This is a genomic window from Rhodocyclus tenuis (assembly GCF_014197755.1).
GTDB classification, from domain to species: Bacteria; Pseudomonadota; Gammaproteobacteria; order Burkholderiales; family Rhodocyclaceae; genus Rhodocyclus; species Rhodocyclus tenuis.
This window is the reverse complement of record NZ_JACIGE010000005.1, coordinates 33,128-44,390: the sequence shown is the minus strand read 5'-3', so window position 1 is coordinate 44,390 and position 11,263 is coordinate 33,128. Positions and strand designations below refer to the sequence as shown.

Here is an 11,263-nt window from a genome sequence, read left to right as displayed (position 1 = left end):
GGAAAGCACAATGGCACAGATCGTCGACATCAATGGCAAGCCAATCACCAGCGAAGCACTGGCCGAGCCGCAGACCGCGCGCACCGGCCAGATCTATCGTGTCTTCGAAGAGCATCCGGCGCGCGGGCTCACGCCCGCCAGCCTGAACCGCATCCTCGCCGGCGCCGAGCAAGGAGACCTGATCGCCCAGCACGACCTCTTCCGCGACATGGAAGACCGCGACGGCCACATACTCACCGAGATGTTCAAGCGCAAGGCGGCGCTGCAGGGGCTGGACTGGGAGATCGTGCCGCCGCCCGACGCGACCGCCCAGGAAAAGGCCGATGCGGAGTGGCTGAAGGAAATTATCGGCAGTCTCGAACTTGAGGACATTATCCTCGACGCGATGGACGCCGTCGGACACGGGTTTTCCTGCCAGGAAATCACCTGGTCGCTAGTCGGCCGAGAGCGGCTACCGACGGGCTTCGAGCACCGCCCACAGTCATGGTTTCAGCTTGACCAGGCCACCCGGAGCCAGATCCGACTACGCGACAACACGGCCGACGGTGCCGAGCTCTGGCCGCTCGGATGGGTCGTTCACGTGCACAAGGCCAAGTCGGGCTACGTCGCGCGCGGCGGCATCCACCGCACGCTCGCTTGGCCGTACCTCTTCAAGAATTACGCGGTGCGCGACCTTGCCGAGTTTTTGGAGATCTACGGCCTGCCGCTGCGCCTGGGCACCTATCCCATCGGCGCCTCGCCGAAAGAAAAGGCCACCCTGCTGAATGCAGTGATGTCGATCGGCCATGCCGCCGCCGGTATCGTGCCCGAAGGCATGGCGATCGACTTCAAAGAGGCTGCCAAGGGGCAGAGCGATCCCTTCGAGGCCATGATTGGCTGGTGCGAGAACACCCAGTCGAAGATCATCCTCGGCCAGACGCTCTCCGCCGACGCCAAGCCCACTGGGCTGGGGTCGGGCGTCTCCAATCTGCACGGGGAAGTGCGGCACGACATACTTGCTGCAGATGCGAGGCAGGTCGCTCGCACGATCACGCGGCAGATTCTCTGGCCGGTCCTCTCCGTCAACCGGCCCGGCGCCGATCCGGCACGATGCCATCGCTTCCGCTTCGACCTCGGCGAAACCGAAGACCTCGCTGCCTACGCAGAGGCACTGCCAAAGCTGGCCAGCGCCGGCATGCAGATCGGTATCGACTTCGCCCACGAGAAGCTGCGCATCCCCAAAGCCAAGAAAGGCGAAGCCATCCTCGGCGCGTTAAAAGCGCCGGCGCCTGATGGGACTGTAACGCCGCCTGCCGGCCCTGCAGCGCTGAAGCGCGAGGCCGGCAGTATTTCCCAGCCGGACGCTATCGACGGCCTCGTGGGCGAAGCGCTCGACAGCTGGGAGCCCGATCTGACCGCGCTGCTCGCCCCCGTCCAGGCCGCCCTCGACAAGGCGGTCAAGGACGGCGAGACCGTTGCAGATTTTCAGCGCCGCTTGGCCGACCTGCTCCCGAAAATGGACGCTGCCGCGCTGGCAAACCATCTCTCGATGGCAGCGTTCCAGGCACGGCTGGCGGGTGTCGCCGGCATCGACGCCGACGGTCGCCGCGACGATCCTGCCCAGGGGGCGTGATGCCCGACTATGAGGTTACGGTCAGTTCACTTTTTCAGGTGAACGTGGCGAAGTCGATTCGCGACCGCCTTGGCCAATGGCTGCGTGACGTCGCAACGCGGATCGACGGCCGCCATTCTTTGGAGATATCGATCGTCACTGCGCCGCCGATATCTCACGAAGACGAGGTCGCGATCATCCATCACGGGCTCAAGGCAATGAGCTGGGCCGTGACTGATTCAGCGCAAAACGCAGCGACCGAATCGATCCTGCAGATCGTCAGCAAGGCAGGCGACTGATGCCACCGATGCCGCCTCCGTTGCCCGCCAACGTCCGCCTGCAGCTGCTGCCCGCGGCCGACGCGGTCGCGGCGTTCCAGGCGCGTGGCCTGCTGACGCAAACTTTCTCCTGGCAAGACCTGTTGAACGAGGAGCATGCCCGTCAGTTCACCGTCGCCAAGCTCTTTCGCGATGACCTGCTTGGCGAGATCTACCAGCAGCTCGGGCGCGCACTGACCGCCGGCGGCACGCTCCGTGACTTCCAGCAGGCGCTGATTCCCCAGCTCAAGAAAGCCGGTTGGTGGGGCAACGTCGAAGTCATCGACCCATCGACCGGCGAGATCGGCCGCACGCGCGTCAATCCCGCGCGCCTCGAGCTGATCTACGACGTGAACGTCCGCCAGGCGCACGCCGCCGGCCGCTGGGCAAGATCCGCGCGCGGGTCAATGCCCTACTTGATCTACCGCACTCGGCGCGATGAGCGCGTGCGCGCATCGCACCGGCGCTGGGACGCCATCGTGCTGCCCAAGGATCACCCGTGGTGGGACACGCACTATCCGCCCAATGGCTGGCGCTGCCGCTGCCTGGCATATCCGATCGACGATGCCGGCATCGCCGAGCTTGAAGCCGCCGGACTGAAGCTGCTGCGCGAGCCGCCCGACGACGGCCCGTCAATCCCGTTCACGAACAAGATCACCGGCGAGATCACGCAAGTGCCTTGGGGGATCGACCCCGGCTTCGCTTACAACCCCGGCAAGGGCTCGCAGCGCCGCCTGGGTGACCTGGTGCTTACCAAGAACGCGCAGCTGCCGCCGACGATCGCCGCGCGCGCCGTCGCTGACCATCTCGCCGATGCTGGCCTGCTGGCAGCTATCACCCGCGACTATCGCGCCTGGGCGGAAGGCATCAGCCGACCGGTCGGTGCCATGCGGCCAGTCGGCGCGCTCACGCCGGCGACGGTGGCGGCGCTGGAGGCGAACGACCTGGCGCCCGCCTCGGCAATGCTCGCCGTGGTCGACGCCGAAGTCATTGCTGCTCGCGCGGACAACGGCCAGCCCAGCGCATGGCTCGCCGATCTGCCCGCGCACCTGGCCGCGCCGCAGGCAGTCCTGCGCGATCACACCGGCTCCGTGCTCCTGGTCTTTACGATCCCTGGTCAGTCGGGCAAGTGGGTCATCCCCGTCGACCTGTCCGCTGCGGGCGCCACGACGGCGGCGCCCGCCTCATCCGTGCGTATTGCCGCCGGGCACCAGGTCGATGCGCGCAGCCTGGCCGGCTACGAGATCATGAGCGGGAAGCTCTGATGGCTGACGGCCTCACGGTTACCGTTGTCTCGGATCAGATCCGCGCCGGACTCGGTGAGCTGCAGGCGCGTTTCGGCGATCTGCAGCCGCTCTTTATCGAGATCGGCGAGCAGCTCGAATCGCGCGTGCAGACGCGCTTCGATACCAAGCGAGATCCGCTCGGCGCGCAATGGAAGCCCTGGGAAGAATCTACGCGTGACGCCTATGATCGAGCCGACACCGTCATCGGGCGTGGCGGAGAAGCCGAGATCAAGCGCAAGGGCACGCTGCTTGAGCGCTCCGGCCATATGCGTGACGGTTTGTCCTACGTCGCCAGCGCGATCGCACTCGAACTCGGTTTTGATCGCGAGTACGCGATCTATCACGAAACCGGCACAGAGAAGATGCATCGCCGAGGCTTGCTGCTCGGCGACGCCGAAGCCGGTACGCTTTCGGCCCCGGACGAAGACCTGGTAATGACCATCATCGGCCACTGGTTGAACGCCTGACCCACAAATTCGCAAATCGGCAGATTCCGCGCAGGAGGCGTTAAAAGCACTGCCGCTGATGCGACGATATGCGCAGCAGGGTGAAAATCGAAATTAACGCGCCATTAACGCGGTTTTCGGGGCGGTCTGAGTTGCTTCAGATCCGACCAAAGCAGTATTGTGTAAATAACACCCCTCAGATCGGGGCGGAAACCCTTCCGCCTTAACCGATCGCGCCCGTGCCGCAATCATGGCGGCATGGCACACAAAACCCCCCTTCGTCAGATCGCAATCGCCGCGCTCGCCGCCGAGCTGCCCGTCAGTGCCGGGCAGCCGCCGGCCGAGTTTCGCCTTTTCCCCGCCGGGCGCTTCCGCTCGGTCGATGGACGTCCGGAACGGCCGGCCAAGGGCTGGCTGATGGACGCCAGGGTTGCCGCCCGACTCATCGACGCGGCCAAGGCGCGCAAGTCCGACTACGTCATCGACTACGAACACCAGACGCTCCACGCCGCCAAGAACGGCCAGCCAGCGCCGGCGGCAGCCTGGTTCCACGATCTGGAGTGGCGCGAAGGCGACGGACTCTATTGCGTGACGCCCACGTGGACCGCCGCCGCGGCCGCGCATGTTGCCGCCCGCGAATACCGCTACGTCTCGCCGGTTTTCACCTGGGACAAGGATACCGGCGAGGTGCTCAAGCTGTTGCACGGCGCCTTGGTCAATGACCCTGGTATCGACGGCCTTACCGACTTTTCTGCGCTCAGGGCATTCGGCCCCGAGGGCTCAACTCATGGAGGAGATGACATGGATCTGCTTGAAAAGCTTCTGGGTGCGCTTGGCTTGCCGGCGGATGCGGACGCTGAAACCGGGCTCGCCACGGTGACGGCGCTCAAGGCCAAGGCCGGCAAGGCCGACGCGCTCACCACCGAAGTGGCCGCATTGAAGGCCAGCGCTCCCGACCCCGCGCGCTTCGTCTCGGTCGAGACGATGCGCGCGCTGCAGACCGAGGTCGCTGCGCTCAAGACCCAGCTGCAGGGTGGCGAAGTCGACGGCCTGGTGAAGACTGCGCTGGCTGAAAGCCGGCTCCTGCCGGCGCAGGAGACGTGGGCGCGCGAGCTCGGCGGCAAGGACGTTGCCGCGCTCAAGAGTTACCTGGGCACGGTAACGCCGAATCCGGCGCTCGCCGGCAAGACTCAGACCGAAGGCAAGGGGGCCGGCAGTCGTGACGAAGCTACGACCCTCAGCGTGGTCGAGCTGGCCGTCTGCAAGGCCACGGGCACCAGCGCCGAGGACTTCCTCAAGACCAAGCAGGCCACCGCGGCCTGAACGCTAGGAGACCACGATGAGCGCGCTCACCGCTGACCGCAACACCCCATCTCGCGACAACGTCGATTTCGAGTTTCCCGTTGCCGCATCCACCAAGATCTACGCCGGCGGTCTGACCTGCCTCAACGCTGCAGGCACGGCAACGAAGGGCGCCGTATCCACGACGCTCAAGACTGTCGGCGTCGCCCAGGCGACCGTCGACAACTCGGCCGGTGCGGCCGGAGACAAGCGCGTGAAGGTGCGCCGCGGCTGCTTCAAGTTCGGCAACTCCGCGAGCACCGATCTGATCACACTCGCGAACGTCGGCGCCTCGGCCTACATCGTCGATGACCAGACGGTGGCGCTTACCAGCGGATCGAGCACGCGCTCGATCGCCGGAACGATCCGCGACGTCGAGTCCGACGGCGTCTGGATCGAGATCTGACCGACATTCACAGGAGACACACTCATGAAAAGCTCTCTCAAGATTTCCCGCCTGGCCGCGCTCGCCTGGGCTGCGGTCGCCGTTGTCGCGGTTGCAGCCATTGCCGGCGTCACGCCGATCCCGCTGCATGCCGACGACGCCCTGTTCTTCGCCGGTGCCGGTCTCATCGTTAACCGTGAGTCGCTCAACGCCATCTACAACGGCTTCAAGACCGCGTACGCCAATGCCTTCTCCGGTGTTGAGCCGAGCTGGAAGCGCGTGGCCACGCTGGTGCCCTCGACCACCAAGGTCGAAAACTACGGCTGGCTGGCCGAGTTTCCGCGGCTGCGCGAGTGGATCGGCGATCGCCAGATCAAATCGATCGCGGCCAGCGGCTACCAGGTGACGAACAAGAAGTTCGAATCCTCGATCGGCGTGTCGCGCGATGACATCGACGACGACACCTACGGCGTGCTCACGCCTTTGTTCGCCGAGATGGGCTATGCCGCCGCCACTCACCCGGACGAACTGGTGTTCGCGCTGCTCGCTGCCGGCTTCACGACGACGTGCTTTGACGGGCAGTACTTCTTCGATACCGACCACCCGGTCGGATCAGGCACCGTCAGCAATCACGGTGGCGGTGCGAGTACGCCCTGGTTCCTGCTCGATACGAGCCGTCCGCTCAAGCCGCTGATCTTCCAGAAACGCCGCGACTACGCCCTCAAGGCGATGACGGATGCCAACGACGAGTCGGTGTTCATGCGCGACGAGTACCGCTATGGCGTCGATGCGCGCGGCAATGTCGGCTACGGCTTCTGGCAGATGGCGTTCGGCAGCAAGCAGACGCTCGATGCAACCTCGTACGGCGCGGCGCGCGTTGCGATGTCCAGTTTCAAGAGCGACGAAGGTCGCCCGCTGGGTATTGCGCCGAACCTGCTCGTTGTGCCGCCGGCGCTCGAAGCCGCAGCGCTGCAGGTTGTCACGGCCGAGAAGCTCGCCAACGGCGCTGACAACATCTACCGCAACACCGCCAAGGTGCTGGTCGTTCCCTGGTTGGCATAACGAACACCTGCCGCCGTGGGCGTTGAGGCGAACCTGGTCGAGGGCGTTTTGCGGTGTTCCCCCTCGATCGGCTAAGCGGAGCCTAGCGTTAAACCGCATGTCCCCCGGCCGCGTTGGCGGCCGGGGTTTGAAAGAGGAGAACGAATATGGCACCGCCCAAGAAACGCGCTGCAGCCTCCGCCCCGGCCGAAGCGCCGGCCGCTGCAGCCACCGCCTCCGCTGCCGAAGCACCGGCCGCTGCAGCCACCGCCCCCGCTGCCGAAGCACCGGCCGCTGCAGCCACCGCCCCCGCTGCCGAAGCGCCGGCCGCTGCAGCCACCGCCCCCGCTGCCGAAGCGCCGGCCGCTGCAGCCACTGCCCCCGCTGCCGAAGCGCCGGCCGCTGCAGCCACCGCCCCCGCTGCCGAAGCACCGGCCGCTGTAGCCACCGCCCCCGCTGCCGAAGCACCGGCCGCTGTAGCGGCGCCAGCCGGCGAGCCGGTCAACACCCACCGCATCGCCGGGCTTGGCGAGAAGGGCTTCTACCGTGCCGGCCGTCACTGGCCACGCGAAGGTGTGGATGTCAGGCAGCACGATTTCACCGACGAGCAGTGGATCGCGCTCGCGACCGAGCCGCGCCTGGTTGTCTCGGCGCTCTAACAGAATCCGGAGACGGGCATGAGCAAAGGCAGTTACGACGAGTCACAACAGGCAGCGACCGCACCGCTGCGCGTGCTGCTCGACAAATCCGGCACGGCGATCGGCCTGCTCGGCCCCGACGGTACTAAAGAGTCCGGTGACGCCGTGCTCGATGCCCTGGGTTTTGTGCGTGCGAAGAAGGCTCTCACCGGGGTGATTGAATTTTCCCCGATCAACAACACCGAACTCGACCCGACGATCCGCGCCATGAACGGCAAGATCACTTCGGTTCTCGGCGTCAAGATTCTCGATTTCGGCGCAACCGACTTTCTGCCCACTGGTGCGGCGTTTTCCGGCAGCGGCACGTACGGCAACCTTGGCCGCCTTGCTGTGCAGTCGACTGGTGAAGTTCGCCACAATCCTGCGGGCTGGACTGACGGCAGCGCGTGCCTTGAATTCACGCCGAACAGCGACTCCGGGGAGTTGCGGCTGTACTTCGACGGAACCACTGGTTTCTCTCCGCTCGATTTTTACGACGAAAACGGCATCGCGCTGCATTACATCATTCCGGACGGCGACCCTGCGAAGGCTAACTTCTCTCTCGGAATGGAGTACGCGAACGACGCTGTTAGCACCGGTCCGGCCAATAAAGCCTTCTTTTCTTTTTTCCGAAACGACTCGGTACGCTCTCCGCAAGACAAGGAATTCGGCGGGGAAAAATACACGCGATTCCGCTTTGATTCCCTCGCCACCGACACAAAGGCAGGGCCGTGGCCCGGCTACGCTCTTACACCGGCTAGCGCAGGAACAGGCGCCGACTGGACGAAGCCGGTAAATTTCATTCGCGTCATGGTCAGCAAGTTTTCCGGCAAAACGATCAAGCTCAAGTCTCTGCGTCGCGGCGGCTGGAGTACGCCGTGCATCGTGCTCGGGACTGATAACGCGGTGCCTGACCCCCTTTCCGCTCTTGTCGCTCCGTTGTGCGCAAAGAACAAGGTAGCCGCCTACGCAAACCAGTATTGGCAGGAACTGGATTTCGACCCACGGGCAAAGGATCGCTACCACCGGCTCTACGCCGCAGGATGGGAACTCGCCGGAAACGACGTTGTTGACCGCCCGCTCGGCATTGACGTTCTCGACCCAGTGACGATGCGCGCCGCGATCACCACGACGCGAGATAGAAACCTTGCTGCGGGCTGGCTGCGAGGCTTGCGCGTCTGGATTGCAAACAACAATTCGACCAGCCAGTTGATGATCTCCGAATTGCGGGCGGCCGGATATGTTGCAAACCGGAATGGCGGGGCAGAGGGCCGTTATTGCTTCCCGGAGGGCGGCGTCCCTGATCGCTACCGCATCCCCGGCGCGAGCATTGACGGCGGAACGCTGACCACGATTCAGCCGCTGATCGACCGCTGCATCGAGTACGGCGCAACGATGTGGATGTACTACCACAACGTCTGGGCAAAAAGCCTTGTCGACCACGACCGGACGAACAATGCGACCGGAACGGCAGGCGCTCCGATTGCCGTCAGCGCGGGAGAGACGACAGCGCAATACCGTGCCCGCGCGCTCGCTCTCGGTACGGCAGTCGGCAATGCGACGGTGGCATACATGGACGCGAGGATCGGGGCGGCAGCAGGGCTGGCGATCTGGTTCGAGGATCTGGCCGACATCATCAACTACATCGGCACGAAGCAGCAGGCCGGCGCTCTGGTGACTTTGCGCCCGTCTGACTGGTGCGCCGACGTTGGTCTGCTGTGATTCTCTAATCCCCTCTGCACACACGTCATGCGCCCCTTCGTCATCCTCGCCGAAACCGTGATCTTGCTGCTCGCGTTGGTCGCTGTCGTCTATTGGCTTGGCGAGGATCTGATCAAGCGGCGGCCGCTTGGGACGATGGAGATCTGAGATGACCTACGCCACCCAACAAGATCTGCTTGACGCCTTCGGCGCCAGCGAGTTGCTCAACCAGACCGATATCGACCCGACGCCGACTGGCGCGATCGTCACGGCGCGTGTCGATCGGGCGATTGCTGCCGCAGCTGGGGAGGTCGAGGGTTACCTGGCTGCACGCTATCAGGTGCCTCTCGCATCCGTGCCGGCCAACGTCAAGCAGGCCGTCTGCGACATCGCTCGTTACCGGCTGTACCGCGACAACGCGCCGGAGCTGGTGGTCGAGAACTACAAGGCGGCGATTCGGCTGTGCCGGGACATTTCGACAGGTGCCGTTCGCTTGCCGCTGCCGACCGGCAACGAGCCGGAGCGCACGGAGTCGCTGGTGGACTTCGCTGGCGGTCAGCACGTTTTTGCGCGCGAGTCTCTCAGGGGCTGCGAATGATCGCCGACTTTCTGGCCGACGAAGAGGCGATCGTCGAGCGCCTGAAAGCTGCCGTACCGGCGCTGCGGCACGTCGAAGAGAGGGTCGACACCGAATCCGCTGCCGGACAGGACAGTCCGTCGCCGGCTGCGTTCGTCGAGTACATCGGCAGCCGCCTTCCCCAGGGCGACGGCGCTCAGGCGGGAGACGGTCTGCTGCAAGAGATTCAGCTCGGCTTCATGGTGACGCTTGTCGTGCGTCGCGCCGGCAGCGATGGACGCCGGCTGCGTCGCGAGGCCGGCCCGCTCATCTCGGAGATTTTTCAAGCATTGGCGGGATGGCTTCCCGACCAGGAGGGCCGGCCGCTGTCGTGTGCGGCGATCAACCGCCCGGCCTACAAACAGAATTACGCCTATTTCCCCCTCGTTTTCCAACGTCCATTGATCGGAGTTGCGCAATGAACACCAAGACCGCTATCGCAGCCGCAGAGGCTGTTCCCGAAGGTTTCAAGAAGATCGTGCTGACGCTGCCGCATACCGATAGCGGCACCGAACATCCGGTCGGCGCCGAGCTGACGCTGCCGGCTCCGGTCGCAGACTGGCTCGTGTCGATCCAGAGTGCCGATGTCAAGTAACGCAACGCAACCAGGAGAACGCACATGAGTACTCTTTACTATTCCGGCGCTGGCTACATCTGGATCGGCCAGCGTGGCCCGGACGGCAAGCCGTTGTGGCTGATGGACATCGGCGACACCGGCGAATACAAGGTGTCGCTCAACGTCGATACCGAAGAGGTGCAGGAAGATCAGACCGGTGATCGTTTGACCGCGGTTCGGCTGCAGACCGCAAAGAAGGCCGGCCTGTCGATGCAGGCGAAGAACTGGTCCAAGGACAACCTGGCGATGGTCACCTACGGCACAGTTCTTTCTCAAGGTACCGGCACCGTCAGCGGAGAAACGCTGCCGAATCCGTCCGCGGTGGGTGCGTTGGCGCTGCTCGCCAAGCAGAACGTCTCGTCGGTGATCGTCGTCGACTCGACCGGCACGCCGAAGACCCTGCCCGCCGGCCAGTACACGGTCAATGGCCCCGGCGGTTCCATCCAGCTCAAGGACAAGACGGCCGGCGGTCCCTACGTTGAGCCGTTCAAGGCGTCGTATTCCTACGCCGACGCTTCGGTCATCCCCATGTTTTCCGGCGAGGCAAAGGAGTACTGGGTTCGCTTCGAAGGCCGCAACACAGTGCCTGGCGGCGGCCGCATGATCGTGGATCTTTATCGCGTGGTGCTCGACCCCGCAGCGACGCTCGATTTCATCACGCGCCAGGTGGCCAACTTCCCGATCGCCGGTTCCGTACTTCGCGACGATACCAAGGTCGGTGATGCCGTGCTCGGCCAGTTCGGCCGGATCATTCAGGTCGCGGCTTGATCATGGAAGATCTCGAGGCACTGATCCCGGCGCCGCGCGTCGTCACGACGGCGCTGGGTGATATCTCCGTGCTGCCGATCGTGACGGCGCAGATCCCGCCTTTCCTGCGCCACGCCCGGCCCCTGCTTGACCAGCTTGATTCGCTGCTGATCGTCGTCGGCGCCGATGCTGGGGAGGCGGTCATCGCGCCCCCGCCGGACTGGATGTCGCTGATCGAGCAGCACGGCGAGTCGGCGATCGCCGCGATCGCGGTGGCGACCGGCAAGACGGCAGATCAGATCGGCACGCTGCCGCCTGACCAGACGCTGGCGCTGCTGCAGGCGATCGTCGAGGAGAACCTCGATTTTTTCGTCCGTCGGATTCTCCCGGCGACCAGAAGTCTGGTGGTCGGTCTGCTGTCGCGCCTGGCGACGCTGGCTGGGCGGATGTCTTCCAGCGACTCATCGCTCACGGCCACCGGCGCGCCGACATCCTGAAC

14 protein-coding genes are annotated in these 11,263 nt (G+C 64.7%); all 14 read left to right on the top strand.

Annotation, left to right across the window (positions count from 1 at the left end; translation table 11 throughout):
• Positions 1 to 10: 10 nt before the first annotated feature.
• Positions 11 to 1,612 (top strand): DUF935 domain-containing protein, encoded by a 1,602-nt coding sequence (locus GGD90_RS08080; protein WP_153116034.1) that lies wholly within the window; start codon positions 11 to 13, stop codon positions 1,610 to 1,612.
• A complete protein-coding gene (locus GGD90_RS08075) occupies positions 1,612 to 1,890 on the top strand; it encodes a hypothetical protein (protein WP_153116033.1) in 279 nt (92 codons plus the stop codon). The genes GGD90_RS08080 and GGD90_RS08075 overlap by 1 nt, the downstream gene beginning before the upstream one ends.
• Positions 1,891 to 1,910: 20 nt before the next feature.
• Positions 1,911 to 3,173, top strand: coding sequence for a phage head morphogenesis protein (locus tag GGD90_RS08070; RefSeq protein WP_184415028.1), 1,263 nt, complete (start codon positions 1,911 to 1,913; stop codon positions 3,171 to 3,173).
• Positions 3,173 to 3,661 carry a phage virion morphogenesis protein gene (locus GGD90_RS08065; protein ID WP_184415026.1) on the top strand — a complete coding sequence of 163 codons (489 nt, stop codon included), beginning with the start codon at positions 3,173 to 3,175 and terminating at the stop codon, positions 3,659 to 3,661. The genes GGD90_RS08070 and GGD90_RS08065 overlap by 1 nt, the downstream gene beginning before the upstream one ends.
• A gap of 237 nt (positions 3,662 to 3,898) precedes the next feature.
• Positions 3,899 to 4,963 carry a phage protease gene (locus tag GGD90_RS08060; RefSeq protein ID WP_153116030.1) on the top strand — a complete coding sequence of 355 codons (1,065 nt, stop codon included), beginning with the start codon at positions 3,899 to 3,901 and terminating at the stop codon, positions 4,961 to 4,963.
• A 16-nt stretch (positions 4,964 to 4,979) separates the two neighbouring features.
• Positions 4,980 to 5,387, top strand: coding sequence for a hypothetical protein (locus tag GGD90_RS08055; protein ID WP_153116029.1), 408 nt, complete (start codon positions 4,980 to 4,982; stop codon positions 5,385 to 5,387).
• 24 nt (positions 5,388 to 5,411) lie between these two features.
• A complete protein-coding gene (locus GGD90_RS08050) occupies positions 5,412 to 6,428 on the top strand; it encodes a Mu-like prophage major head subunit gpT family protein (RefSeq protein WP_153116028.1) in 1,017 nt (338 codons plus the stop codon).
• Positions 6,429 to 6,574: 146 nt separating this feature from the next.
• Positions 6,575 to 7,066, top strand: a complete 492-nt coding sequence (locus GGD90_RS08045; protein WP_184415024.1) for a hypothetical protein — start codon at positions 6,575 to 6,577, stop codon at positions 7,064 to 7,066.
• Between the two features lie 18 nt (positions 7,067 to 7,084).
• Positions 7,085 to 8,806: a hypothetical protein gene (locus tag GGD90_RS08040; RefSeq protein WP_153116027.1), complete on the top strand. Its 1,722-nt coding sequence runs from the start codon at positions 7,085 to 7,087 to the stop codon at positions 8,804 to 8,806.
• 148 nt (positions 8,807 to 8,954) lie between these two features.
• On the top strand, positions 8,955 to 9,383 hold the full coding sequence (locus tag GGD90_RS08035; protein ID WP_153116026.1) for a gp436 family protein: 429 nt from the start codon (positions 8,955 to 8,957) through the stop codon (positions 9,381 to 9,383).
• Complete coding sequence (locus GGD90_RS08030) at positions 9,380 to 9,823, top strand: phage tail terminator protein (protein ID WP_153116025.1); 444 nt, start codon at positions 9,380 to 9,382, stop codon at positions 9,821 to 9,823. Before GGD90_RS08035 ends, GGD90_RS08030 begins: the two co-directional genes overlap by 4 nt.
• A complete protein-coding gene (locus tag GGD90_RS08025; protein WP_153116024.1) occupies positions 9,820 to 9,996 on the top strand; it encodes a DUF7210 family protein in 177 nt (58 codons plus the stop codon). The genes GGD90_RS08030 and GGD90_RS08025 overlap by 4 nt, the downstream gene beginning before the upstream one ends.
• A 24-nt stretch (positions 9,997 to 10,020) precedes the next feature.
• Positions 10,021 to 10,785, top strand: coding sequence for a phage tail tube protein (locus tag GGD90_RS08020; protein ID WP_153116023.1), 765 nt, complete (start codon positions 10,021 to 10,023; stop codon positions 10,783 to 10,785).
• A gap of 2 nt (positions 10,786 to 10,787) precedes the next feature.
• Positions 10,788 to 11,261 carry a hypothetical protein gene (locus tag GGD90_RS08015; protein ID WP_153116022.1) on the top strand — a complete coding sequence of 158 codons (474 nt, stop codon included), beginning with the start codon at positions 10,788 to 10,790 and terminating at the stop codon, positions 11,259 to 11,261.
• Positions 11,262 to 11,263 lie beyond the last annotated feature (2 nt).